Source organism: Burkholderia cenocepacia, assembly GCF_900446215.1.
Lineage (GTDB): Bacteria > Pseudomonadota > Gammaproteobacteria > Burkholderiales > Burkholderiaceae > Burkholderia > Burkholderia cenocepacia.
Genome location: NZ_UAQZ01000014.1, coordinates 235,253 through 261,281 on the forward strand (window position 1 = coordinate 235,253; position 26,029 = coordinate 261,281).

The 26,029-nt window shown below is 68.5% G+C and carries 20 protein-coding genes; 8 read left to right on the top strand and 12 right to left on the bottom strand.

Annotated elements, in window-relative coordinates:
- Nucleotides 1-45: 45 nt before the first annotated feature.
- Together DTA15_RS38725 and DTA15_RS27810 are read right to left on the bottom strand one after the other, a co-directional pair.
- A complete protein-coding gene (locus tag DTA15_RS38725; RefSeq protein ID WP_006476208.1) occupies nucleotides 46-198 on the bottom strand; it encodes a hypothetical protein in 153 nt (50 codons plus the stop codon).
- A gap of 117 nt (nucleotides 199-315) precedes the next feature.
- Nucleotides 316-1,257 (bottom strand): LysR family transcriptional regulator, encoded by a 942-nt coding sequence (locus DTA15_RS27810; RefSeq protein WP_006485634.1) that lies wholly within the window; start codon nucleotides 1,255-1,257, stop codon nucleotides 316-318.
- Nucleotides 1,258-1,414: 157 nt separating this feature from the next.
- Between DTA15_RS27810 and DTA15_RS27820 the strand changes: the two genes are divergently transcribed.
- The 4 genes from DTA15_RS27820 to DTA15_RS27835 are packed head-to-tail and all read left to right on the top strand — an operon-like array spanning nucleotide 1,415 to nucleotide 6,287.
- A complete protein-coding gene (locus DTA15_RS27820) occupies nucleotides 1,415-2,980 on the top strand; it encodes an efflux transporter outer membrane subunit (RefSeq protein WP_012492547.1) in 1,566 nt (521 codons plus the stop codon).
- A gap of 14 nt (nucleotides 2,981-2,994) precedes the next feature.
- The gene (locus tag DTA15_RS27825; protein WP_006490436.1) at nucleotides 2,995-5,199 is read left to right on the top strand and encodes an FUSC family protein; all 2,205 of its coding nucleotides are present in this window, start codon (nucleotides 2,995-2,997) and stop codon (nucleotides 5,197-5,199) included.
- Nucleotides 5,196-5,399 carry a DUF1656 domain-containing protein gene (locus tag DTA15_RS27830; protein ID WP_006476212.1) on the top strand — a complete coding sequence of 68 codons (204 nt, stop codon included), beginning with the start codon at nucleotides 5,196-5,198 and terminating at the stop codon, nucleotides 5,397-5,399. The genes DTA15_RS27825 and DTA15_RS27830 overlap by 4 nt, the downstream gene beginning before the upstream one ends.
- 12 nt (nucleotides 5,400-5,411) lie before the next feature.
- Nucleotides 5,412-6,287 (top strand): efflux RND transporter periplasmic adaptor subunit, encoded by an 876-nt coding sequence (locus DTA15_RS27835; RefSeq protein WP_006490438.1) that lies wholly within the window; start codon nucleotides 5,412-5,414, stop codon nucleotides 6,285-6,287.
- Between the two features lie 21 nt (nucleotides 6,288-6,308).
- On the opposite strand, the gene DTA15_RS27840 is transcribed toward DTA15_RS27835, so the two are convergent.
- Nucleotides 6,309-7,982 (bottom strand): methyl-accepting chemotaxis protein, encoded by a 1,674-nt coding sequence (locus tag DTA15_RS27840; protein WP_020979851.1) that lies wholly within the window; start codon nucleotides 7,980-7,982, stop codon nucleotides 6,309-6,311.
- A gap of 406 nt (nucleotides 7,983-8,388) precedes the next feature.
- Here DTA15_RS27840 and DTA15_RS27845 point away from each other — a divergent pair, with 406 nt between their 5' ends.
- A complete protein-coding gene (locus tag DTA15_RS27845; RefSeq protein ID WP_006491594.1) occupies nucleotides 8,389-9,627 on the top strand; it encodes an MFS transporter in 1,239 nt (412 codons plus the stop codon).
- 69 nt (nucleotides 9,628-9,696) lie between these two features.
- Here DTA15_RS27845 and DTA15_RS27850 read toward each other — a convergent pair whose 3' ends face one another.
- Both DTA15_RS27850 and DTA15_RS27855 read right to left on the bottom strand, forming a co-directional pair.
- On the bottom strand, nucleotides 9,697-10,491 hold the full coding sequence (locus DTA15_RS27850; RefSeq protein WP_370448169.1) for a 5'-methylthioadenosine/adenosylhomocysteine nucleosidase: 795 nt from the start codon (nucleotides 10,489-10,491) through the stop codon (nucleotides 9,697-9,699).
- Nucleotides 10,491-12,854, bottom strand: a complete 2,364-nt coding sequence (locus tag DTA15_RS27855) for a UvrD-helicase domain-containing protein (protein WP_006490410.1) — start codon at nucleotides 12,852-12,854, stop codon at nucleotides 10,491-10,493. Before DTA15_RS27855 ends, DTA15_RS27850 begins: the two co-directional genes overlap by 1 nt.
- Before the next feature lie 224 nt (nucleotides 12,855-13,078).
- On the opposite strand from DTA15_RS27855, the gene DTA15_RS27865 reads away from it, so the two are divergent.
- Complete coding sequence (locus tag DTA15_RS27865; protein WP_006490439.1) at nucleotides 13,079-15,946, top strand: valine--tRNA ligase; 2,868 nt, start codon at nucleotides 13,079-13,081, stop codon at nucleotides 15,944-15,946.
- An 87-nt stretch (nucleotides 15,947-16,033) separates the two neighbouring features.
- Nucleotides 16,034-16,918 carry a UTP--glucose-1-phosphate uridylyltransferase GalU gene (galU, locus tag DTA15_RS27870; RefSeq protein WP_006490437.1) on the top strand — a complete coding sequence of 295 codons (885 nt, stop codon included), beginning with the start codon at nucleotides 16,034-16,036 and terminating at the stop codon, nucleotides 16,916-16,918.
- Nucleotides 16,919-16,970: 52 nt separating this feature from the next.
- Here galU and DTA15_RS27875 read toward each other — a convergent pair whose 3' ends face one another.
- From DTA15_RS27875 to DTA15_RS27905, 7 genes are all read right to left on the bottom strand, one after another.
- Nucleotides 16,971-17,585: a DUF4136 domain-containing protein gene (locus DTA15_RS27875; protein ID WP_006490440.1), complete on the bottom strand. Its 615-nt coding sequence runs from the start codon at nucleotides 17,583-17,585 to the stop codon at nucleotides 16,971-16,973.
- A gap of 37 nt (nucleotides 17,586-17,622) precedes the next feature.
- Nucleotides 17,623-20,010 (bottom strand): CHASE2 domain-containing protein, encoded by a 2,388-nt coding sequence (locus tag DTA15_RS27880; protein WP_006490408.1) that lies wholly within the window; start codon nucleotides 20,008-20,010, stop codon nucleotides 17,623-17,625.
- Nucleotides 20,011-20,020: 10 nt separating this feature from the next.
- Nucleotides 20,021-21,382 (bottom strand): FecR family protein, encoded by a 1,362-nt coding sequence (locus DTA15_RS27885; RefSeq protein ID WP_012492544.1) that lies wholly within the window; start codon nucleotides 21,380-21,382, stop codon nucleotides 20,021-20,023.
- On the bottom strand, nucleotides 21,379-22,083 hold the full coding sequence (locus DTA15_RS27890) for a response regulator transcription factor (protein ID WP_006490421.1): 705 nt from the start codon (nucleotides 22,081-22,083) through the stop codon (nucleotides 21,379-21,381). The genes DTA15_RS27885 and DTA15_RS27890 overlap by 4 nt, the downstream gene beginning before the upstream one ends.
- A 267-nt stretch (nucleotides 22,084-22,350) precedes the next feature.
- On the bottom strand, nucleotides 22,351-22,785 hold the full coding sequence (locus DTA15_RS27895) for a hypothetical protein (RefSeq protein WP_012492542.1): 435 nt from the start codon (nucleotides 22,783-22,785) through the stop codon (nucleotides 22,351-22,353).
- 283 nt (nucleotides 22,786-23,068) lie between these two features.
- Nucleotides 23,069-23,296, bottom strand: coding sequence for a sulfurtransferase TusA family protein (locus DTA15_RS27900; protein WP_006402122.1), 228 nt, complete (start codon nucleotides 23,294-23,296; stop codon nucleotides 23,069-23,071).
- A gap of 117 nt (nucleotides 23,297-23,413) precedes the next feature.
- The gene (locus DTA15_RS27905; protein WP_012492541.1) at nucleotides 23,414-24,349 is read right to left on the bottom strand and encodes a LysR family transcriptional regulator; all 936 of its coding nucleotides are present in this window, start codon (nucleotides 24,347-24,349) and stop codon (nucleotides 23,414-23,416) included.
- A gap of 110 nt (nucleotides 24,350-24,459) precedes the next feature.
- Here DTA15_RS27905 and DTA15_RS27910 point away from each other — a divergent pair, with 110 nt between their 5' ends.
- On the top strand, nucleotides 24,460-25,980 hold the full coding sequence (locus DTA15_RS27910) for a CoA-acylating methylmalonate-semialdehyde dehydrogenase (protein WP_006488924.1): 1,521 nt from the start codon (nucleotides 24,460-24,462) through the stop codon (nucleotides 25,978-25,980).
- Nucleotides 25,981-26,029: the final 49 nt, after the last annotated feature.

Here is a 26,029-nt window from a genome sequence, read left to right on the forward strand (position 1 = left end):
CGGCCGCGTTGCGCGGCCTTGCCCGTCCGAAACGTGACGGCGGGATCAGCGGCCGGGGCGGCGCGGCTCGCGCACGCGGACCGGCACCGGCTTCATCTGCGCCTTCGCCTTCATCGCACGCAGCAGGTCGCGGGTCGCCGCCGCGGCGGCAGCCGCGCCTAGCAGGACGCCAAGGCCGATCATCAGGTGCGTATCCATCGCTACTCCGGTGTGGTGTATCTCGTTAATTCCAACAGTATCAAACTGTCTGACACACGTTCGTAAAAAAATGTTGCGTGAAGGACAAATCTCGTCAGATTGCGGTCGACCGCGCTGTCATGTCGCACGCGTGTACTGCTCGAGCGCCGCTTCGTCCGCTTCGAGCGTGAGCGGCAGCTCTTCGCGCAGGAAATCGACCCAGGTGCGGATTTTCGCGTCGAGGTACTGGCGCGACGGATACAGCGCGTAGATGTTCATCACGTGCGACCGGTACTCGGGCATCACGCGCACGATGTGCCCGCTACGCAGCCAGCCGATCGCCGAATAGAGCGGCAGCCCGCCGACGCCCATCCCCTCCCGCACGGCCACCGCGAGCGCCTCGGCGACGTTCACGCGAAACGGCGGCGCCGTGATCGGCACGACCTCGTCGCCGTTCGGCCCCGCCAGCGCCCATTCGTCGAAGTGAAAGCCCGGCGCGACCATCCCCAGGCACACGTGCTGTGCGAGATCGGCCGGCCGCTGCGGCACGCCGTGCGACTCGACGTAGCCCGGCGATGCGCAGACGACGCTGTAGCTCTCGCCGAGCCGCTGCGACACGAGCCCCGAATCGGGCAGGTCGCGGCCGACGACGATCGCGACGTCGTACCCCTCGTCGAGCAGGTCGGGCATCCGCTGCGCGAGCGTCAGCTCGACGTGCACGTCCGGATAGCGCTCGCGGTAGCGCGCGATGGCCGGCACCAGATAGTGCTGGCCGAGGCTCGTGAAGCAATGGACCTTCAGCTTGCCGGACGGGCGCGCGTGCGCGTCGCCCGCCTCGGCTTCGGCCTGGTCGACGTAAGCGAGGATCTGTTCGCAGCGCTGCAGATAACGCTCGCCGGCCTCGGTCAGCGCGATCCGGCGCGTCGTGCGGTTCAGGAGACGCGTGCGCAGGTGGGCCTCGAGATCCGAGACCGCGCGCGACGCGTAGGCGGTGGTCGAATTCATCTGCTGGGCGGCCGCGGTAAAGCTGCCCGCGTCGACCACGCGGACGAATACCCGCATGTTTTGTAACGTATCCATCCCATTACCCGTGTGAATCCGGAGGGATTGTTGCACAGGGTCCAACAAATATTATCTCAGGATTCGTAAAAATGACTTGCACCGTTGTCCATTTATTCAGGAATCACTGAAAAATATAATCGCCTCCGACTCATCTATATCCGAAAGGGAGAAAATCGTGCAGTCTCCGGCGACAAAAGGGACGCTCGCACTGGCGGTTCTTGCAGTCTCATTAATAATGGCCGGTTGCGCGAGCATGGGCGACAACAAACCCCAGTCCACTCGCATCGAAGCGAACGCACTCGACGCCGGCGCGGCCATCCGCGCCGCCGACCGCGACGCGGGCTGGCCCGCCGCCGACTGGTGGCGCGCGTACCGCGATCCGCAGCTCGATGCGTGGATTGCCGCAGCCCAGGCCGGCAACCCGACCCTCGCGGCCGCCGAGGCCCGCGTGCGCGAAGCGCAGGCAATGGCGCGCGTCGCCCGTTCGGCCGAACTGCCGCAGATCAACGGCAACCTGTCGCTGATGCGCCAGCACTGGCCGGACAACGTGTACTACGGCCCGGGCCCGCTCGCGAACGCCGACACCTGGAACAATACCGGCTCGCTCGGCCTGTCGTACCACCTCGATCTGTGGGGCAAGGACAAGAACGCGACCGAGCGGGCGCTCGACACCGCGCATGCGACCGCCGCCGACGCACGGGCGGCGAAGCTCGAACTCGAAGTCAACGTCGTGCGCGCGTATGTCGGCATGTCGATGAACTACGCGCTGCTGGATCTCGCGCACGAGACGTTCGAACGCCAGCGCTCGCTCGCGGATCTCGCGCGCAAGCGGCTGCAGGCCGGCCTCGGCACGCAGCTCGACGTGAGCCAGGCGGAATCGACGCTGCCCGACTACGAGCGCCAGATCGACAGCTATGAAGAAGCGATCCAGCTCGCGCGCCATCAGCTCGCCGCATTGGCCGGCAAGGGCCCGGGCGCCGGCGACGCGATCAAGCGGCCGCAGCTTGCGCTCGACGCGCCGGCCGGCCTGCCGTCGGCGATGCCGGCCGACCTGCTCGGCCGCCGCCCCGACGTCGTCGCGGCGCGCTGGACGGTCGACGCGCAGGCACGCGGCATCGACGTCGCGAAGGCGTCGTTCTATCCGAACATCGACCTGCTCGCGACGGTCGGCGGCTTCGGCGTGACCGCGCCGTTCACCGACTTCCTGCGCGCGATGAACGGCGGCTGGACGGCCGGCCCCGCGCTGTCGCTGCCGATCTTCGAAGGCGGCCGGCTGCGTGCGCAGTTGGGCGCCGCGAATGCCGGCTACGACCAGGCGGTCGAGCGCTACAACCAGACGATCGTCGGCGCGCTCAAGGACATCGCCGACCAGGTCGTGCGGATCCGCTCGCTCGATACGCAGAAGAAGGACGCCGCGCGCTCGGTGGCGGCCAACAATCGCAGCTATCAACTGTCGCGCGAAGGCTTCCGCCGCGGGCTGACCGATTACGTGAACGTGCTGGTCGCGCAACAGCAACTGCTGCGCGCGCAGGAGACGGCCGCCCGCATCGATGCGGAACGCCTCGCCGCGCATGCACAGTTGATGGCGGCGCTCGGGGGTGGGGTCGAGACGGGCAGCGACGTGCCGAAGGACGAAGCCGCCGCCGCGGTTGCCGTGCCGGGCACGAAGTCCGCGGCAGCGGTCGCCCGGCCCGCGGAAGTCGCCACCACCGGCGCGTCCGGCGTGCCGGCCGCACGGTAACGCGGAGCGTCGCCATGTCTGCCTCCTCCCCCGCTTCCACGCCCGCCGGCGGTCCGTTCGCGGCCTGGTATGCCGCGTTCGGCGACTGGGCCCGCACCGACGGCGCCGCGTGGCTCTACCTGTTCAAGGCGCTGCTCGCCGCGTTCATCGCGACCGGCGTGTCGATGCGGCTCGACCTGCCCGCGCCGAAAACGGCGATGACGACCGTGTTCATCGTGATGCAGCCGCAAAGCGGCGCGGTGCTCGCAAAAAGCTTCTACCGCGTCGCCGGCACGATCTTCGGGCTGATCGCGACGCTCACGTTCGTCGGGCTGTTCCCGCAGCAGCCGCAGCTGTTCCTGCTGGCGGTCGCGCTGTGGGTCGCCCTGTGCACGGCCGGCGCCGCGCGCAACCGCAACTTCCGCAGCTACGGCTTCCTGCTGGCCGGCTACACGACCGCGCTGATCGGGCTGCCCGCGTCGCAGCACCCGGACGGCGCGTTCATGAGCGCGATGACGCGCGTGGCCGAAATCATGGTCGGGATCGTGTCGGCCGGCGTGGTCAGCGCGCTCGTGTTTCCGCAGACCACCGGCGAGCAGATGCGCACGACGGTGCGCAAGCGCTTCGGCAGCTTCGTCGACTACGTCGCGGCGGCGCTGTCGGGCCAGCTCGACCGCGCGCATATCGAAACCATCCATACGCGTTTCGTCGCCGACGTGGTCGGGTTCGAGGCCGCGCGCAGCATGGCCGTGTTCGAGGATCCGGACACGCGGATGCGCAGCGGCCGCCTTGCGCGGCTGAACAGCGAGTTCATGAGCGCGTCGAGCCGGTTTCATGCGCTGCACCAGTTGATGAACCGGCTGCATGCGGCCGGCGCGCAGGCCGCGATCGACGCGATCGAACCGTACTTTCGCGAGATCGCGCCGCTGCTGCTGACCCCTGCCGGCGAACCGGTGCGCACGTCGGCCGACGCGGGCCATGCGGCCGCGCAACTGCTCGCGTGGCGCGACGCGCTGCCACGCCGCATCCGCGCGACCCGCGCCGCGCTCGAAACGCAGCCGGACTTTCCGCTGCTCGACTTCGATACCGCCGCCGAACTGCTGTACCGCTTCATCACCGACCTGCACGAGTACGCGGCCACCTACGCGTCGCTGTCGAGCGCGACGCACGAACGCGAACGCTGGATCGAGCGCTACGAGCCGCGCACCAACGCGACGGCGATGGTGATCGCGGCGATCCGCACGGCAACCGTGATCCTCGTGCTCGGCTGGTTCTGGATCGAGACCGCGTGGCCGAGCGGCGTGACGCTCACGCTGACCGCGGCGGCCACCTGCGCGCTCGCGTCGTCGACGCCGCGCCCGACCGCGATGTCCGCGCAGATGGGCATGGGCACGGCGCTCGCCGTCTGCACCGGCTTCCTGCTGACGTTCGGGATCTACCCGCACATCGACGGCTTTCCGCTGCTGTGCGTCGCGCTCGCGCCGCTGCTCGCGATCGGCATCTTCATGACGCTGAAGCCGAAGCTCGCCGGCTACGGGATGGGCTACCTGATCTTCTTCAGCTTCCTCGCCGGCCCGGACAACATCACGCACTACGACCCGACCGGCTTCATGAACGATTCGCTCGCGCTCGTGCTGTCGATGCTGGCGTCGGCGATCGCGTTCGCGGTGCTGTTCCCGCCGACCGCGCCGTGGCTCAAGAAGCGGCTGTTCGCGGACCTGCGCCACCAGGCCGTCGCGGCCGGCCACGCGCGGCTCGCGGGCCTGCGCACGCGCTTCGAAAGCGGCGCGCGCGACCTGATGTACCAGGCGCACACGCTGTCGGCCGACCAGCCCGACGTGCAGCGCGACGCGCTGCGCTGGATGTTCGCGGTGCTCGAAACCGGCAACGCGACGATCGACCTGCGTCACGAGCTCGCGATGCTGCCGTCCGACCCGCGCTATGCGCCCGCGATGCCGTGGCGGCGCGCGATCGAGACGATGCGCAGCGCACTGTCGGCGCTGTTCACCCGGCCGAGCGCCGCGCGTTTCGACGCGACGCTCGCCGCGACCAATGCGGCGATCGACGCGACCCGGCAAACGCTGGATGCGTTCGAGCCGTCGCGCGAAGAGCGCCACCGGCTGCAGCGCATCCTGAGCCACCTGCATTTCGTGCGGACCGCGCTGCTCGACCCGGAATCGCCGCTCGAGCCGCTCAACCGCAACCGCCCCGTGCGTCCCCAACCAGGAGCCTCGTCATGATGCCGCGTGAAATCGCCATTCTCGATGCCTACATGCCCACGGTGGTGCTGATGTTCGTCCTCGGCGCGATCGCGACCTGGGCTGTCGACCGCCTGCTCGCCTATACGGGCCTCTACCGTCTCGTCTGGCACCCGTCGCTGTTCCGGGCCTGCCTTCTCGTCTGCATTTGCGGCGGACTGAGTCTTGCCGTTTACCGTTGATTCCGAACCATCATGATTCTCAGAAAACTCTTCGGCTTCGTCGCGACCGCCGTCATCCTTCTCGTCGCGATCCTGATCGGGCGCTCGCTGTGGGTGCACTACATGGACGATCCGTGGACACGCGACGGGCGCGTGCGCGCTGAGATCGTCAACGTCGCGCCGGACGTGTCGGGCGCGATCGTCGAGCTGCCCGTGCATGACAACCAGCTCGTGAAGAAGGGCGACCTGATCATGCAGATCGATCCGTCGCATTACCAGATCGCGGTCGAGCAGGCGCAGGCGGCGGTGGCCGCCCGTCGCGCGGAACTGCAGATGCGCCGTGACGACGCGGCCCGCCGCGCGGACCTCGATGCGCTCGTCGTGTCGAAGGAAAACCGCGAGAATGCGGCGCACAGCGCGTCGAGCGCCGACGCGCAGTATCAGCAGGCCATCGCCGCGCTCGACGCCGCGAAGCTGAACCTCGCACGCACGCGCGTCGTCGCGCCGGTCGACGGCTACATCACGAACCTGCAGACCTTCAAGGGCAACTACGCGGTGGCCGGCCAGGCGAAGCTCGCGATCGTCGACAGCCACTCGTTCTGGGTCTACGGCTACTTCGAGGAAACCAAGCTGCCGCGCGTGAAGATCGGCGCACCGGCCGAAATGCGGCTGATGAGCGGCGGCGTGATGAAGGGCCACGTCGAGAGCATCTCGCGCGGCATCTACGATCGCGACAACCCGCAAAGCCGCGACCTCGTCGCGGACGTGAACCCGACCTTCAACTGGGTGCGCCTCGCGCAGCGCGTGCCGGTGCGCATCAAGATCGACGAAGTGCCGGCCGACGTGGTGCTGTCGGCGGGCACGACCTGCACGGTCATCATCGACCCCGACAAGCAGAAGAAGTCGTAAGCGCCGGCGCGCGCCGCGCGCTCAGGCGGCGATGCGGAAGCGCCCGACCAGCGCCTTCAATGCCTGCGCCTGCTCGTCGAGCGCGTTCGCGGCGGCCGCCGCCTGTTCGACGAGCGCCGCGTTCTGCTGGGTGCCGGCATCCATCTGCGTGACCGCGCGGCCGATCTCGTCGATCCCCGCGCTCTGCTCGTCCGACGCCGCCGAAATCTCGCCGATGATGTCGGTCACGCGCTTCACCGCGCGTACCACGTCGCCCATCGTACGGCCCGCGTCGTGCGCGAGCGCCGCGCCGTTCGCCACGCGCTCGACCGACGCGCCGATCAGTTCCCGAATCTCCTTGGCCGCGGTCGCCGAGCGCTGCGCGAGCAATCGCACCTCGCCGGCGACCACCGAGAAGCCGCGCCCCTGCTCGCCGGCACGCGCGGCCTCGACCGCCGCGTTCAACGCGAGAATGTTGGTCTGGAACGCGATCCCCTCGATCGTGCCGATGATGTCGCGAATGTTCTTCGCGCTGTCGTCGATCTCGCTCATCGTCGCGACCACGCGCCCGACAACTTCCCCGCCCGTCTCCGCGACCGCCGACGCATTGGCCGCGAGCGTGCTCGCCTGCCGCGCGTTCTCGGCGTTCTGCCGCACGGTCGACGTGAGCTGCTCCATGCTGGCCGCGGTGCGTTCGAGCGCGACGGCCTGCTGCTCGGTGCGCCGCGACAGGTCGAGGTTGCCGGTCGAGATCTCGCCGGACGCGGCCGCGATGGCCTCGGCGCTCACCGCGATCTCGCCCACGGTTGCCGCGAGCCCCGTCTGCATCTCGGCCAGCGCGCGCACCATGCTGTCGCGGTCGTGGCGAGCGAGCGTGATCGGCCGCGTCAGGTCGCCGCGCGCGATGTCCGCGGCAATCTCCTTCGCGAGCGCGGGCTCGCCGCCGAGCTGCGACGCGAGGCGTCGCACGACGCGCTCGGCGATCGCGACGGCCAGCACGATCAGCGCGGCCGTCATCGCCGCGATCATCGCGAACGACGACGAAAAAATGGTCGCGGACGCATCGAGCGTCGCCTTCGACTTCTCGCCGCGCGTCTTCACGAGTTCGGCGACGAGTTTTTCGAGCTTGCCGGTTTCGACCAGCAGCGACACGTCCTGCGTGCCGACCTGCCAGTTCATCTGCGACAGGTCGAGCGGCTGCGCGCGCACCAGCGTGACGAAATCGCGCAGATGCGTGCTCCACGTGCCGACCGCCGTCGAGAAGGCGTGCAGCCGCGCCGAATCGCCGGCATCGGCCGGATCGGCATAGCGCTGCAGCGTGCCGAGCGCCTGGCCGATCGACGCAAGCCCCGCGCTCACGTCGGCGCCGAGTTCGTCGCGCTCCTTCGCGGTGGTCGCGGTCAGCAGCATCTTCTGCGCGCGGCTCGCCCGCAGCACTTCGGCGCGGACTTCCTCGGCCGCCCGGCTCGCGACGTGCCCCTGCTCGTAGACCGACGCGATCGACGCGTTCAGCCGGCTGATCTGCCATAGCGAAAACACGCCGATCGCGAGCGTGCCGGCCAGCAGGATCGCGAATGCGGCGCGCAACGTCGCCTTGACGGTACACGGCCGACGCGTGCGACGCGCCGCGCGCGCACGCCGAGCGGCGCGACCGGCGGCAACGTCGGGTGCGGCGGCGGCCGCACCCGGCTGTGGATGCAAAGATGCTGCTTTCATCGATCTATCCCCGTATTGATCACGCTGCCGGAAAGGTCGGTCCGGCGTTCCCGCGACGGCTGGCCATGCCGCGCGTCCTGCGCCCTGTCCGGCGGGTAGCCGGCGTCGGACGCGGCGCGCCTGTTGTCATTGGGTCGTTCTACGGCCGCCACCGCCGTTTCTTGAGTCCGGTAAACCACCACCCGGCCCCGGCGCGGCCGCCGCCGAAGCGGCCGACGCGCCGCCAGCGTTATACCTGTCCAAAAAAGCCCGCACCGGCCGATCCGTCACACGAATGTCCGATTCGCGATAAAACTTGGCCTGACATTCTCGATACGCCACATTACACTTCTTTGACGCATCAACGAATCGACAACGCGCCGATCCCCAGCAGAGCGCGCCAGCCACCTCAACTCGTTCAGCTCACATGGAAACCAGCCTCGACTCCGGCTCCGCCGGCGCAGCCGCCGCCCAGCCGTCCGCCCCGCCCGTTGCCCGCACCGTCTACCCGGTGCTCGGCGCGATCAGCTTTTCGCACATGCTCAACGACATGATCCAGTCGTTGATCCTCGCGATCTACCCGATGCTCAAGAGCCAGTTCGCGCTGTCGTTCGCGCAGATCGGCCTGATCACGCTCACCTACCAGATCACCGCGTCGCTGCTGCAGCCGCTGGTCGGCCTCTATACCGACAAGCGTCCGAAGCCGTATTCGCTGCCGGTCGGCATGGGCTTCACGCTCGCCGGGCTGCTGCTGATGTCGGTGGCGTCCAATTTCCCGATGCTGCTGGTGGCCGCCGCGCTCGTCGGCTGCGGCTCGTCGGTGTTCCATCCCGAATCGTCGCGGGTCGCGCGGATGGCGTCGGGCGGCCAGCACGGGCTCGCGCAGTCGGTGTTCCAGGTGGGCGGCAATGCCGGCTCCGCGCTCGGGCCGCTGCTCGCCGCGCTCGTGATCATTCCGCACGGCCAGCACAGCATCGCGTGGTTCTCGGCGGCCGCGCTCGTCGCGATGATCGTGCTCACGCAGATCGGCCACTGGTACAAGAAGCATCCGTCGATGAAGAAGAAGGCCGTGGCGGCCGGCCACCCGACGCTGTCGCGCGGCCGCGTGATGGGCGCGATCGGCGTGCTGGTGCTGCTCGTGTTCTCGAAATACTTCTACCTCGCGAGCATCAACAGCTATTTCACGTTCTACCTGATCGACAAGTTCCACCTGTCGGTGCAGGCCGCGCAGATCCACCTGTTCGTGTTCCTCGCGGCGGTGGCGGCCGGCACGCTGATCGGCGGCCCCGTCGGCGACCGGATCGGCCGCAAGTACGTGATCTGGGTGTCGATCTTGGGCGTCGCGCCGTTCACGATGCTGCTGCCGTACGCGAACCTGTTCTGGACGAGCGTGCTGACCGTGATCATCGGCGTCGTGCTGGCGTCGGCGTTCGCCGCGATCCTCGTCTACGCGACGGAGCTGATGCCCGGCAAGGTGGGGATGGTCGCGGGCCTGTTCTTCGGCTTCGCGTTCGGCCTGGGCGGCGTCGGCGCGGCGGTGCTCGGCCAGCTCGCCGACGCGACCAGCATCCCGTTCGTGTACAAGGTGTGCTCGTTCCTGCCGCTGATCGGCGTGCTGACGGTGTTCCTGCCGAACCTCGAAAGCAGCGGGCGCAAGAAGGCGTGACGAACGACCAGCCGCGGCGTGCACGCCGCGGCTGGTCGAACGGTACGAACGGAAAATTCGACGGCGGCTTCAGGCCGCCGTCGTCGCATGCAGCGTCAGGAAACGCTTGAGGATGCCGGACGAATAGCTGCTCGCGATCGCCGACAGGAAGTGCGAGAACGACTGCGTCGCGTGATCGTCGGCCGTATCGGAGATCGTGCGCACGAGCGCGAACGGCACGTCGTGTTCCGCGCACACCTGCGCGATCGCCGCGCCTTCCATTTCGACCGCGAGCGCATCCGGCAGCGCGTCGCGCAGCGCGACGACTTCGCGCTCGCTCGACACGAAGCGGTCGCCACTGATGACGAGCCCCGCGTGCAGCGCCGCACCGGCGAGCCCGAAGCGCTCGGCGAACTGCGCGCCCTCCTCCTCGACGAACAGCGTGCACGCGGCCCGCAAGCGGGCCGTCAGCGCCGCGTCGGTCGCGAAACGCGTGATGCCGAGCAGCGGCACCTCGTAACGCGGAAAGAGCGGCGACGCATCGAGATCGTGCTGCAGCAGCGTATCGGCCACGACGACGTCGCCCACCCGCACCGTGCGCGACACACCGCCCGCGACGCCGGTGAACACCACGCCCGACACGCCGAACACATGGATCAGCGCGCTGACCGTCGCGGCGGCCGCGACCTTGCCGACCCGCGCGAGCGTGACGACGCAGGCCGCGCCGTGCACGGTGCCGACGTGATAATCGCGGCGGCCGAGCGTGACCGTCTTCATCGCGCCGTCGGCGCGCATCGCGGCGATCAGGTCGCCGAGCTCCTCGGGCAGCGCGGCCAGGATGCCGAGCGGACGCGCGGCGGGCGTCACGATCATGTCGACGTCCATCATTCCACCGCCTGCAGTTTCGCGACCGCCAGCGCGAGCCATTTCTCGCCGTGGCGCTTGAACTTCACCTGCGCCTTCGCATCGGTGCCGTTGCCTTCGAGTGCGGTGACCGTGCCTTCGCCGAACTTGGTATGGAACACCTGCTGGCCGACCCGGAAGCCGGCGTCGGCCGCGCGCTGCTTGTCCGCGAACGCGGGCAGCGGCGCGGACACGGCCGCGTCGACGATCTGCTCGCGACTGCCGCCGCCCGGCCGCGCGAACCAGTCGCGCCCGTACCCGGCGTTGTCCGAACGTCCGCCCCAGCGCGAGCCGGCCTCGACCTTCGGCGTGAGCCACTTCAACACGTGCTCGGGCAACTCGTCGAAGAAGCGCGAGCGCACGTTGTAGCGGGTCTGGCCGTGCAGCATCCGGCTTTGCGCGAACGACAGGTAGAGCCGCTCCTTCGCGCGCGTGATCGCGACGTACATCAGCCGGCGCTCTTCCTCGAGGCCGTCCGATTCGAGCACGCTGTTCTCGTGCGGGAACAACCCTTCCTCGAGCCCCGTGATGAACACGGCCGAGAACTCGAGCCCCTTCGCCGCGTGCACCGTCATCAGCTGCACGGCGTCCTGGCCGGCCTGCGCCTGGTTGTCGCCGGCCTCCAGCGACGCATGCGACAGGAAGCCGGCGAGCGGCGTCATCGTGTCGGGGTTCTGTGCAGGGTCGGCGGGCGAGGCGGGATCGAGCACGTCGACCGCCGGATCGTCCGTCGCGGTACCGAGTTCGGGCGCCGCGATCGCCCCCGCGCGCAGCGGGATCGAACGGGCCGGCGTGTCGAGCCCGTAACCTTCCTCGGCGATGAACGCGGTGGCCGCGTTCACGAGTTCCTGCAAGTTCTCGAGGCGATCCTGCCCTTCGCGCTCGCCCTGGTAGAAATCGGCGAGACCGCTCGCGCGTACGATGTGCTCGACGGTGTCGGGCAGGTTCATGTGCTGCGTGTCGGCCCGCATCTTCGCGATCAGGTTCGCGAACCCGCCGAGGCTCGTGCCGGCCTTGCCGGTCACGTACGGAATCGCCGCGGCCATCGAGCAGCCGTACAGGCGCGCGGCGTCGGCCAGTTGCTCGATCGAGCGCGCACCGATGCCGCGCGTCGGGAAATTCACGACGCGCGCGAATGCCGTGTCGTCGTTCGGGTTGTCGATCAGGCGCAGGTACGCGAGCGCGTGCTTCACTTCCTGCCGCTCGAAAAAGCGCAGGCCGCCGTACACGCGGTACGGAATGCCCGACGACATCAGCGTGTGCTCGATCGAGCGCGACTGCGCGTTGCTGCGGTACAGGACGGCCACTTCGCTGCGCGCCATCCCGGTATTGATCAGCGAGCGGATCTCCTCGACGATCCAGCCGGCTTCCTGCGAATCCGTGCTGGCTTCGTACACGCGCACCGGTTCGCCGTGGCCGGCGTCGGTGCGCAGGTTCTTGCCGAGGCGGTGCGCGTTGTTCGAGATCAGCTGGTTCGCCGCGTCGAGGATGTTGCCGTGCGACCGGTAGTTCTGCTCGAGCTTGATCAGGTTGCGCACGCGGAATTCGTCTTCGAAGTCGCGCATGTTGCCGACGTTCGCGCCGCGGAACGCGTAGATCGACTGGTCGTCGTCGCCGACCGCGAAGATCGCGTTCTCGCCGCCCGCGAGCATCTTGAGCCACGCGTACTGCAGCTTGTTGGTGTCCTGGAACTCGTCGACGAGGATGTGCCGGAAGCGCGCCTGATAGTGCGCGCGCAGCGGCGCGTTGTACGCGAGCAGCTCGTAGCAGCGCAGCAGCAGCTCGGGGAAATCGACAACGCCTTCGCGCTGGCACTGCTGGTCGTACGCCTGGTACAGCTCGACGAACTTGCGGTTGAAGTTGTCGGTCGCGTCGACCTTGTCCGGGCGCAGCCCCTGCTCCTTCGCGTTGTTGATGAAGTACTGGACGTTCTTCGGCGGGTACTTTTCGTCGTCGACGTTCGCCGCCTTCATCAGCCGCTTGATCGCGGACAGCTGGTCGGCCGTGTCGAGGATCTGGAAGGTCTGCGGCAGGCCGGCGTCGCGCCAGTGCGTACGCAGCATCCGGTTGCACAAGCCGTGGAACGTACCGATCCACATCCCGCGCGTGTCGATCGGCATCATCGCCGACAGGCGCGCCATCATCTCGCGCGCGGCCTTGTTCGTGAAGGTGACGGCGAGCACGGTGGGCGGCGACGCATAGCCCTGCTGGATCAGCCACGCGATGCGCGTGATCAGCACGCGGGTCTTGCCGCTGCCCGCCCCTGCGAGGATCAGCGCCGGTTCGTTCGGCAACGTGACGGCGGCGAGTTGTTCGGGGTTCAGATTGGCGAGCAGATCGGGCATGGAGCGGCAGCTGACGGGCGAGAAAAATGCGGACCCGACATTATAAGTCGGCCGCGCGATGCCGTTTCCGATCCGTCCGGTCGCAGGTCGCATGCGCGTTGCAGGCCGGTTGCGCGCGCGTCCCGACAGGCCCGCGCCGGCAAGGCGATGGCTGGCCGATGGGCATCCATTTATAATTGTCAGATTCGGCATCCAATTCACGCATTTTTCGGCAGATTTCCAACATGAGCGACAACACGCTTGCGAAGAGCTTCGAGCCCCATACCATCGAGTCCCAATGGGGGCCGGAGTGGGAAAAACGCGGCTATGCCGCCCCGGCATTCGATCCGTCCCGCCCCGATTTCGCGATCCAGTTGCCGCCGCCGAACGTGACGGGCACGCTGCACATGGGCCACGCGTTCAACCAGACGATCATGGACGGCCTCGCCCGCTACCACCGGATGCTCGGCGAGAACACGCTGTGGGTGCCCGGCACCGACCACGCGGGGATCGCGACCCAGATCGTCGTCGAACGCCAGCTCGACGCGCAGGGCGTGTCGCGCCACGATCTCGGCCGCGAGAAGTTCGTCGAGCGCGTGTGGGAATGGAAGCAGAAATCCGGCTCGACGATCACCGACCAGGTGCGCCGCCTCGGCGCATCGACCGACTGGTCGCGCGAATACTTCACGATGGACGACAAGATGTCGGCCGCCGTGCGCGACGTGTTCGTCACGCTGTACGAACAAGGGCTGATCTACCGCGGCAAGCGCCTCGTCAACTGGGATCCGGTGCTGCTCACCGCCGTGTCGGACCTCGAAGTCGTCAGCGAAGAGGAAAACGGCCACCTGTGGCACATCCGCTACCCGCTCGTCGACGGCTCGGGCTCGCTGACCGTCGCCACCACGCGCCCCGAGACGATGCTCGGCGACGTCGCGCTGATGGTCCATCCGGAAGACGAACGCTACGCGCACCTGATCGGCCAACGCGTCACGCTGCCGCTGACCGGCCGCGAGATCCCGGTGATCGCCGACGACTACGTCGACCGCGAATTCGGCACGGGCGTCGTGAAGGTCACGCCCGCGCACGACTTCAACGACTACCAGGTCGGCGTGCGCCACAAGCTCGCACCGATCGAGATCCTGACGCTCGACGCGAAGATCAACGACAACGGCCCCGAGCAGTATCGCGGCCTCGACCGCTTCGACGCGCGCAAGGCGATCGTCGCCGACCTCGACGCGCAGGGGTTCCTCGACTCCGTGAAGCCGCACAAGCTGATGGTGCCGCGCGGCGACCGCACGGGCGTCGTGATCGAGCCGCTGCTGACCGACCAGTGGTTCGTCGCGATGACGAAGCCGGCGCCGGAAGGCACGTTCAATCCGGGCAAGTCGATCACCGAAGTATCGCTCGACGTGGTGCGCGACGGCCAGATCAAGTTCGTCCCGGAAAACTGGACGACCACGTACTACCAGTGGCTCGAGAACATCCAGGACTGGTGCATCTCGCGCCAGCTGTGGTGGGGCCACCAGATTCCCGCGTGGTACGGCGAGAACGGCGAGGTGTTCGTCGCGCGCAACGAGGAAGACGCGCGCGCGCAAGCCGCCGCGAAGGGTTACACGGGCGCGCTCAAGCGTGACGAAGACGTGCTCGACACGTGGTTCTCGTCGGCGCTCGTGCCGTTCTCGTCGCTCGGCTGGCCGAACGAAACGCCCGAACTGAAGCACTTCCTGCCGTCGTCGGTGCTCGTCACCGGCTTCGACATCATCTTCTTCTGGGTCGCCCGGATGGTGATGATGACCACGCACTTCACCGGCAAGGTGCCGTTCCATACCGTCTACATGCACGGCCTCGTGCGCGACGCGGAAGGCCAGAAGATGTCGAAGAGCAAGGGCAACACGCTCGACCCGATCGACATCGTCGACGGCATCGACCTCGAGTCGCTGGTCGCGAAGCGCACGACGGGCCTAATGAACCCGAAGCAGGCCGCGACCATCGAGAAGAAGACGCGCAAGGAATTCCCGGACGGCATCCCCGCGTTCGGCACCGACGCGCTGCGCTTCACGATGGCGTCGATGGCGACGCTCGGCCGCAACGTGAATTTCGACCTCGCGCGCTGCGAAGGCTATCGCAACTTCTGCAACAAGCTGTGGAACGCGACGCGCTTCGTGCTGATGAACTGCGAAGGCCACGACTGCGGCAACGACAAGCCGGAAGTGTGCGGCGCGGGCGACTGCGGCCCCGGCGGCTACCTCGACTTCTCCGCGGCCGACCGCTGGATCGTGTCGCTCTTGCAGCGCACCGAAGCCGACATCGCGAAGGGTTTCGCCGATTACCGCTTCGACAACATCGCGAGCAGCATCTACAAGTTCGTGTGGGACGAGTACTGCGACTGGTATCTCGAACTCGCGAAGGTACAGATCCAGAACGGCACGCCGGAACAGCAGCGCGCCACCCGCCGCACGCTGCTGCGCGTGCTGGAAACGGTGCTGCGCCTCGCGCACCCGGTCATCCCGTTCATCACCGAAGCGCTCTGGCAGAAGGTCGCGCCGCTCGCCGGCCGCTATCCGCAGGGCAAGGCCGAAGGCGAAGCGTCGCTGATGACGCAGGCGTATCCGGTCGCGAACCTGCAGAAGCTCGACGAGGCGTCCGAGCAGTGGGCGGCCGACCTGAAGGCGATCGTCGACGCGTGCCGCAACCTGCGCGGCGAGATGAACCTGTCGCCGGCCACCAAGGTGCCGCTGCTCGCGGCGGGCGACGCCGAGCGCCTGCGCTCGTTCGCGCCGTACGTCCAGGCGCTCGCGCGCCTGTCGGAAGTACAGATCCTCGCGGACGAAGCGGCGCTCGACAAGGAAGCGCACGGCGCGCCGATCGCGATCGTCGGCCCGAACAAGCTGGTGCTGAAGGTGGAAATCGACGTCGCGGCCGAACGCGAGCGCCTGTCGAAGGAAATCACGCGCCTGACGGGCGAGATCGCGAAGTGCAACGCGAAGCTCGGCAACGAGGCTTTCGTCGCGAAAGCCCCGCCGGCCGTGGTCGAACAGGAGCAGAAACGCGTCGCGGAATTCCAGCGCACGCTCGAAAAACTGCGTGCGCAGCTCGATCGGTTGCCTGCGTAACAAACGGTAAGGTCGTTTGCGTTCACTATAATGCGAACGTGAACATAGACCGTCTGACAAGTCGATTACAGGAATAAAGGTTCGATCATGTTGAAAGTCACCAAGGCGGTATTCCCCGTTGCCGGTCTCGGCACGCGGTTCCTCCCGGCAACGAAGGCGAGCCCGAAGGAGATGCTGCCGGTCGTCGACAAGCCGCTGATCCAGTATGCGGTCGAGGAAGCGATCGCGGCGGGCATCACCGAGATGATCTTCGTCACCGGGCGCAGCAAGCGCGCGATCGAGGATCACTTCGACAAGTCGTACGAGATCGAGGCCGAACTCGAGGCGCGCGGCAAGGAAAAGCTGCTCGAGCTGGTGCGCAGCATCAAGCCGAGCCACGTCGACTGCTTCTACGTGCGCCAGCCGGAGGCGCTCGGCCTCGGCCACGCGGTGCTGTGCGCGGAAAAGCTGGTTGCCGACAACCCGTTCGCGGTGATCCTCGCGGACGACCTGCTCGACGGCAACCCGCCGGTGATGAAGCAGATGGTCGACGTGTTCGACCACTATCACAGCTCGGTGATCGGCGTCGAAGAGATCCCGCCGTCGGAGACGAAGTCGTACGGCATCGTCGACGGCAAGGAATGGGAAGAGTCGATCGTCAAGATGTCGGCGATCGTCGAGAAGCCGGCGCCGGAAGTCGCGCCGTCGAACCTCGGCGTGGTCGGCCGCTACATCCTGAAGCCGCGGATTTTCGAGCACCTGCGCGCGCTAAAGCCGGGCGCGGGCGGCGAGCTGCAGCTCACCGACGCGATCCAGGCGCTGCTCGCCGACGAACAGGTGCTGGCCTACAAGTATCAGGGCACGCGCTACGACTGCGGCAGCAAGCTCGGCTACCTGAAGGCGACGGTCGAATTCGCGCTGCGCCACCCGGAAGTCGGTGCGGAGTTCGAGACGTACCTGCGCACGCGCGACGGCGCTCAACCGACCGTCTGAACGCGGCAAGGGCGCGCCCCGGCGGGCCCGCCCTCACCTCACGGCCACCGCTTCAGCGCGCGTCGGCCGGCTTCACCGAGACGACGCCCGGCATGCCGCCCGCGTCGTCTTTTTTCGTCTTGACCAGCCAGCCGCTGCCGTCGCCGAACGGCACCTTCGCCAGCGCGCTCTTCACGAGCGCCGGCGCGGCCTGCTGCGTGCCCGGATCGCGGTCGCGCAGCGAGGCCGATACGCGATAGACGTCGGCGCCGGATTTCGCATCGACGAAACGCAGCGTCAGCACGTGGCGGTACACGCGCCCCATGAACGGCAGCGCGAGCGGCGCGGGCCCGTCGACCGTCACGCAGGCGCTGCTCGCCGCGCCGCACCGCTCGGCGATCGCCGCGACCGCCGCCGGCTGCGTCGCATACGCGATCGACAACCGGTAACGCGCGTCCTTGAGCGGCTGCGCATCGAAGCCGCGGCGCGCGAGCTCGTCGCGCACCAGCGTCTCGATCTGCCGGTACTCGGCATCGCCCGCCTGTGCGGCCGTCCGCACGAAATCGTAGCCGTGCGCACCGGATGCAAATGCATTCGGCTGCCCGACCGCGCTCACGCCGGTCGTCACGCCGGCGCAACCCGTCAACAGCGACGCCGCCAGCGCGGTCGCTGCCCATTGCTTTCTCATGACTTTCCCCAAATGCCTGCCGTCGCGCCCGGCCCTGTCAGGCGGACGGCTCGTCGATCGCGGGCAGCGACACCGTCACCGCGGTGCCGACACCCACTTCGCTGTCGACCGACACGCTGCCCCCATGGCGCGTGACGACCGTCTTCACGAACGCCATGCCGAGCCCGGAACCCGAGATTTCGGGCCGCTCGCCGGCATGGAATCGCTTGAAACGCTCGAACAGATGCCGCTGATCTTCCGGCGCAATGCCGTACCCCTGATCGCGAATCGTACAGAACATCCGCTTCGATGCGTGTTCGACCGTCAGCGTACACGTGATCACCGTGTCGGACGGACTGTATTTGACCGCATTGTTCAGCAGGTTCACGAAGGCGCGCGTGATCAGCGAACGGTCCGCGCGCACCCAGCACATGTCGGTGCCCACGCCGGTCTCGACGCGGATGTGTTTCGCCTGCGCCTGCGGCCACACCTCGTCGCTCGCATCGATCAGCACGTCGACGAGGCTCGTCACCTCGAGCTGGTACGCCTGCGACTCGGCGCGCGCCAGCTGCACGAACTCGTCGGCGAGCGACAGCGCGCGGTGCGCATAGCGCTCGATCCGCGCGAGCAGCCCGCGCATCGCGTCGCTCTCGACGCGGTCGCGCTCGATCTCGACCAGCGCGAGGATCGACGACTGCGGCGAGCGCATGTCGTGCGACAGCAGGTGCAGCGCTTCCTCGCGCTGCCGCTCGGCCGCGTGCAGCTCGGTCACGTCGACGAGGCCGGCAATCCAGCCGGTCACGCGCCCTTGCGCGTTGGTACACGCCGCGTAGCGTAGCAGATGGTCGAGCCCGTCGCGATCGCGCACCTCGATGCCGCGCGCCATCGCGTCGTGCTCGGCCTCGAGCGTCGGATCGAGCACGGCCGGCCAGTGCTCGCGGATCGCCGCGTCGTGCTCGGCGTTGCCGTCGACGGTCTTCATGAACGTCAGCTCGCCAAGCGCGGTGCGCAGCGGCCGCCCTTCCGGCAGCGGCAACGCGAGCCGCGACCCGTAGCGTTTCGCCGCATGGTTCGCGATCAGCACGGTGCCCGCGAGATCGGTCACGAAGATCGGCTCGGGCATGCTGTCGAGGCTGTCCCACACGAAGCGCTTCATGTCCTGCACGCGCTGCGCGGCCTGCGCCATCAGCGCCATCTGCCGCTCCAGCACGTCGCCGCCGACGCTGCGCGTACGCGGCGCCTCCGGCAGCAGGTGCGGTTCGTCGGCAAGCTTCTGCAGCTCGCGACGCAGGTACGACATCGTCATTTCGAGCCGCCGCCAGTTCCAGATCGGGTAGACGGCAATCAACCCGAAGATCGCCGGCGCCGGCGTGAGCCAGATGCGCGCCTCGAACAGCAGCACGAGGCTCGCGACGACGGCGAGCGCGGCCAGGCTCAGCGTCAGCAGCAGCGCGCGCCACGGCGACAGCATCAGGAAGCCCCCGAGCAACACGGCGAGCGGCAGCAGCGACGCGACGAACAGCCCCGCGCGCGACGCGGGCGAGATCGCGCTGCCGGTTGCCAGCATGTCGAGCACGTTCGCATGGATGTACACGCCGGCGAGCGGGCCGAACTCGCCGGACACCGGCGTCGCGAAGCGGTCGTACAGCCCCGACGCGGTCACGCCGACGACGACGATCTTGCCGCGCAGCGCGTCGGGCTTCACGCGCCCTTCGAGCACGTCGTCGAACGACAGCGTCGGATACGCGGGCGTATTGCGGCTGAACGGGATCAGGTAGCGGCCGTCGCCCGCCGCATCGCGCGACAGGTCGTGCGCGTTCGCGCCGGGCACGCCGCCGACCGGGTGCAGCCGGCCGGCCTGGATCGCCCGATAGACGGGCACCATCAGCTGCGGCCAGCGCACGCGCCCGTCGCTTTCGAACAGCGCGACGCTGCGCACGATGCCGTCGCGATCGACTTCGAGATTGATATGGCCGAGCCCCGTCGCGCGCGCGGCGAGCGCGGCGACCGGCGGATCGACCGAGCGCGTGCCGTCCGCCTGCTCGGGGCTCAACAGCACCGGCAGGAAAGTCGGCACGCGGCTCATCGCATCCGCGAACGTGCGATCCTCCGGCGACGGTTCGGTAAACAGCACGTCGTAGACGACGGCGGCCGGCTGCGCGCGCGCGAGCGTGTCGAGCAGCCGTGCATGCACGTCGCGCGGCCACGGCCAGCGACCGAGCGCGGACACGCTCTGGTTGTCGATGTCGACGACGACCACGTCGGGCGACAGCGGCAGGCTGCGCAGCATCAGCAGCCGGTCGTAGATCAGCCCGTCGACGCTCGACGACAGGCGGCCGAGCGCGCACGCGAGAATCACCGCGATCCCGAGACAGCCGATCGCGATCCATTCGATCAGGAAGCGGCGGCCGAGGCGCCGCCGCGGAGAAACGGAGTCGGGTTTCATGCGCCGCGGGTCAGCGCGACAACGTGAACGCGCTGACCGGACTGGTCTTCTCGTAGAACTTGCCGCCTTCGAATTCCTCGACGGTCACGGCCCAGAAATAGTCGCCCGGCGGCAGGTGCGCGACGGTGATCTGGCGCGCGTGCAGGCCGACCTGATCGACGACCGGCGCGCTCAGGTCCTTCGAGCGCGACAGCACGAACCGGTAACGCGCCCCCTTGCCCGAACCGTTCGGCGACCAGCGGAACTCGTAACCGCCCGCGCCTTGCGACGCGCTCGCATCGAGCCCCATCACGCGGCGCTCGAACGCATAGGTGCGCGGCAGCCCTTCGAGGCCGTTCGCATCGATCGCGGCGATCCGCACGAAGTAATTCCCGTTCGGCACGTCGCGGAACACCGCACGCGGCGAATCGGTGCGCGTTTCGCGGAACAGGTCGAGCAGCCCCGCGTCGTGCGCGAGCTGCACGCGATACGCGTGCGCCCGCGGGAGCGGCGCGACGTCGAATGCGACGTCGGGCTCGTCCTGCACCTTGTCGGGATGCGCGAGCGAGGGCGCGCCCAGCAGCTGGACGGGCGCACCGACCGCGCCGGACGACGTCGCGACGCTGCCGAAGTTCGCATGCACGAGGGTCGCGCCGGCCGCCTGCCGGCCACCCGCGACGCCGACGGTGCCGTCGAGCACTTCGACGCGCGTCGCCGCATTGCCGGCCGCGTCGTAGTTCACGCGAAAACGCGTGCCGCGCACGCCGGCCACGACCGACGGCGAGCGGATCTGGAAGCGGTCGTCGCGCTTCTTCAGGTGGGTGACTTCGCTGTCGACCGAGCCGCGCGTGAGTTCGAACTCGCGATCGAGCGTGCCGGTCAGCACCGTGCGGCGCAGCGACTTCAGGTCGAGCTGGCTGTCGGGCGGCAGGCTCATGTGCGTGCCGTCGGTCAGCTCGATCGTCACGAAGCCGTTCGGGCCGGTGCGCACGCGGTCGCCTTCGGCGAGCGTCGCATCGTTCGCGAGCGGCGCGAAAGCCGCGCCGGACGCGCGCTCGGCCGTGCCCTGCACCGCGATCACGCGTGCGGTGAGCTTTTCCTTGCGCAGCCGCGCGACCGGCAGCTTCAGCGCGACGCCGGGCTGCAGGTGCTTCGGCGCCGGCACGCCGTTGATCTGCTGGAGCAGTTGCCAGTCGTCCGCGCCCTGCAGGTAGCGCGCGGCGACGTCGTACAGCGTGTCGCCCGCCTGCGTGCGATAGACGACCGTCTTGCCCGCGGCGGCGGGCGGCTGCGCCGCGGCCTGCTGCGCGGTGAACGCCAACGCGACCGCGCAGGCGGCGCGCAGCGCCGCCGTGCGCACGCTCGCCGTGCGCTGCGTGATTCGCATGGTCACTCCGGTTCCCCCTGGCCGACCCGCTCGAGCCGGTAGCCGTACCCGTAGATCGGCGCCAGACGGTAGCCGTTTTCGGGCCGCAGGCCGAGCTTGGTGCGCAGCATCGAAATATGCGTATCCATCGTGCGCGACGGGATGTCGGTCGCCTGCTTCCACACGAGGTCGAGAATGTGCGCGCGCGACAGCGGCCGGTCGAGATGCTGGAACAGCAGCAGCGCGAGCTCGAATTCCTTTTGCGTGAGGCTCACGGCCTTGTCGCCGACGTACGCCTGCTTCAGGTTCACGTCGAAACGGAACTGGTCGAATTCGCGGACGGTCGCCTCGGCGTTGACCGGATACGCGCGGCGCAGCAGCGAACCGATGCGCGCGCGCAGGATCGGGCCCGACACGGGCTTGACCACGTAATCGTCGGCGCCGGCGTTGAGGATCTGCGTGATCCCCGCCTCGTCGTCGCGGCTCGTCATGAAGATGATCGGCAGGCTGTGCTCGGTCTGATTGGCGCGCACCCACTTGAGCACTTCCTCGCCGGACATGTCGGGCACGTTCCAGTCGAGCACCAGCAGATCGAACGTCTCGCGCTGCAGGCGCTTCTTCAGGGCCTTGCCTTCCTTGAACGCATAGCACGTATGGCCAACGGCCGTCAGCGTTTGACTGACGAAATCCGTCTGGGCCGGATCGTCATCCAGTACAGCAATTCTCATAGCACCCCGCAAATCGAAGTCGATTCGTCCATCCGGCTCCCGCGCCTGCCCCGGCCGCGCAGCCTGCGCGCGGCGTCCGGATACCGGCCGGCGAGCCGTCGTTCGCCGCTCGCGCCACCTGCGCAAACCGGCGACCCCGGTCAAATATCTCAAAAACGGGGCACGGACGAACCGGCGATTTCATCATAGTAGTATGAAATTCGCCAAGAAATTGCGCGGACTATCGCCCTTTCTTCGAATAATCCTTTCTGTTGCGCAACCGGGCGCCTATTCGGCGCCCGCGATGCCGGCCACCGGCTCGGCAAAATCGTCGATCGGCATGCGTGGCGACGGCGACTCCGACAGCGGCGATTGCGCAAGCATCCGCTGCAGCTGGTCGCGCACCCGCTCCCAGGCATGGGCTGCATAGTCGGGCTGGCCCGCCGCCCATGCCTGCGCCAGATCGAACACGCGTTCGATCGTCGCACCGCAGTAGGTCAGGCCGGAGCCGTCGTCCCGCGCGGCGTCGCGCAGCCGTTCGTCGAGCCATTCGGCCAGCCACGGCATCTCGGCCGCGGCCGAATCCGCATACGCCTCCAGCGCGGCACGCGCGTGGCGGTCCTGTTGCGGATCGAGCTCGATCCGGCTCAATTCCGAGGTGCGCACGGGCGCAATGCTTTCCGCTCCGGACGGACTTCGAAGGGTCCCTGGTCTGAAGGACATGTCCTCTCCCCGTTGTACGACGGTAGCGTCAGGCATGGCCCCCGTGCCCGCCGTACGACGTACCGTGGCCGGCGCCTCCGCTGGGAGCGGACGACCGGCCGGGTCAGTATACGCAGCCGGTCACGCAACGAGGTTTAAGAATTGTCAGAGAGGGGCGCCCGGCTAGGGGCGCCCGGCTAGGGGCGCCCGGCTAGGGGCGCCCGGCTAGGGGCGCCCGGTCAGGTGCGGCCGGTCAAGCGCGCCGGCCAGGAGCCCGGCGCGGCGGGACGTGCGACGCGCGCCGTCAGCGGCGACGCATCAGGAACACGAAGGTCTTGTCCTGGGTCGTCGATTCGACGATCTCGTTGCCCGTCTGCTTCGCGAACGCGGCGAAATCGCGCTGCGAGCCCGGATCGGTCGCGAGCACCTTGAGGATCTGCCCGCTTTCCATATCGGCAAGCGCTTTCTTGGCACGCAGGATCGGCAACGGGCAATTGAGCCCGCGCGCGTCCACTTCCTTGTGAATCTGCATCGGCTGTCGACCTTCGAATGACGCGCCACACACGGCGCGGGAGGAAGCCGCGATTTTACCGCAGCGCCGCGGCGCCTGCCCGGCCCGCCCACGGCCGGGCGCCCGCCGGCGCCCGGCTCACGCGCCGGAAAAGCCGCCCGCGAGCCGGTCGCGCAGATGCCGCACGAGCGCGCGCACCGCGCTCGGCACGACCGGGCTGTACGGACGAATCGCGAAAATGTGGTCGCCGAACGCGCCCGACGGCCGCCAGCCGTCGAGCAGCGCGACGAGCCGGCCGGCGTCGAGATCGCGCCGCGCGCTGAAGTCCGGCAGCAGCGCGATGCCGAGCCCGCCGAGCGCGGCCTCGCGCATCGCCTCGCTGTTGTTCGCCGCGAAACTGCCGCGCACCGGCACGCTCACGCGCTGGCGCCGGCGGCCGTCCGGCTCGAAGCTCCACGCGGCCGGCTCGTTGTCGCGCAGGTAGCACAGGCAGCTGTGATCGACGAGTTCGCTCGGGTGGCGCGGCGCGCCGCGCGCGTCGAGATAGTCGCGGCTCGCGACCAGCAGCGAACGCGTGTCGCACAGCTTCCATGCGACGTGGGTCTGCGGCGCGGTGGTCGTATGGCGGATCGCGAGGTCGAAGCCCTCCTGCGTCAGCGAATGCAGGCGGTCCGACAGGTCGAGCTCGATCTGTACGCCCGGATGCTGGCGCAGGAAATCGGGCAGGTGCGGCACGACCTGCTGGCGGCCGAGCGCGACCGGCGCCGTCACGCGCAGCAGCCCGCGCGGCTCGCCGGCGAGATCCTTCACGCGCGCGAAGTGCTGGCCGATCGACTCGAACGCGTCGCGCGTGCTGTCGACGAGCGTCTGGCCCGCGTCGGTGAGCCGCACGCTGCGCGTGGTGCGGCGCACGAGCGGCACGCCGGCCGCCTTTTCGAGATCGGCGATGCGCTGGCTCATCGCGGCCTTGCTGATGCCGAGCCGCTGCGCGGCAGCGGTGAAACTGCCGGCCGCGGCCAGCACCGTCAGCGAATGGATATGCGGCCAGAGCGCGTGGACATTTTGCTGATTCATCCACCGATTATTCAGAATTCTGAACAGTGAATCAAGTTTCGCGGCCTTCTCGCGCCCTGCCGCTTTGCCTAGACTAGGTTCCGTCCACCCCCTATTCCCAGGAGACACGCATGACCACGGTTCCCGCCTATACGTCCGACGCCGACGTCGGCCACTACCTCGACGGCGCGCCCGTCGCCGGCCGCAGCGGCCGCTTCCAGGACGTCTTCAATCCCGCTCTCGGTCGCGCGGTGCGCCGCGTCGCGCTCGCCGGCAACGACGAGGTCGAACGGGCCGTCGCGTCGGCCCGTGCCGCGTTCCCGGCCTGGGCCGACACGCCGCCGATCCGCCGCGCGCGCGTGCTGCACCGCTTCCTGCAGCTGATGAACGAGCACCGCGACACGCTCGCGGCGATCATCACCGCCGAGCACGGCAAGGTGTTCTCGGACGCGCAGGGTGAAGTCGCACGCGGCATCGACATCATCGAATTCGCGTGCGGCGTGCCGCAACTGCTGAAAGGCGACTTCACCGACCAGGTCAGCACCGGCATCGACAACTGGACGATGCGCCAGCCGCTCGGCGTCGTCGCGGGCATCACGCCGTTCAACTTCCCGTGCATGGTGCCGTGCTGGATGTTCCCGGTCGCGCTCGCGACGGGCAACACGTTCGTGCTGAAGCCGAGCGAGCGCGACCCGTCGGCCGCGCTGTTCATCGCCGACCTGCTCACGCAGGCAGGCCTGCCCGCCGGCGTGTTCAACGTCGTGCAGGGCGACAAGGGCGCGGTCGATGCCCTCCTCGACCACCCGGACGTGCAGGCCGTCAGCTTCGTCGGCTCGACGCCGATCGCGGCCTACGTGCAGCAGCGCGCGGTGCAGTCGGGCAAGCGCGTGCAGGCGCTCGGCGGCGCGAAGAACCACCTCGTCGTGATGCCCGATGCGAACATCGACCAGGCCGTCGACGCGCTGATCGGCGCCGCGTACGGCTCGGCCGGCGAGCGCTGCATGGCGATCAGCATCGCGGTGCTGGTCGGCGACGTGGCCGACAAGATCGTGCCGGCCGTCGCCGAGCGCGCGCGCAAGCTGGTGATCGGCGACGGGATGTCGCCGGAAGTCGAGATGGGCCCGATCGTCACCGGCGAAGCGTTGAAGCGCATCGAAGGCTATATCGAGCAAGGCGTGAACGAAGGCGCGCAACTGGTGGTCGACGGCCGCGGGCTGCGCGTGCCGGGCCGCGAGGCAGGCTTCTTCACCGGCGGCACGCTGTTCGATCACGTGAAACCCGACATGCGGATCTACAAGGAAGAGATCTTCGGGCCGGTGCTCGGCTGCGTGCGCGTGAAGGATTTCGGCGAAGCGGTCGACCTGATCAACGCGCACGAGTTCGGCAACGGCGTGTCGTGCTTCACGAGCGACGGCGGGATCGCGCGCGAATTCGCGCGGCGCATCCAGGTGGGGATGGTCGGCATCAACGTGCCGATTCCGGTGCCGATGGCATGGCACGGCTTCGGCGGCTGGAAGAAGAGCCTGTTCGGCGACATGCACGCGTACGGCGAGGAAGGCGTGCGCTTCTACACGCGCCAGAAGTCGGTGATGCAGCGCTGGTCGTCGAGCATCGGCAAGGGCGCCGAATTCGCGATGCCGACCGCGAAGTAAGCCGGCCGGAGCGCCCTCCGCCGCCGCGTTCGGCGGACGGCGCACCGGC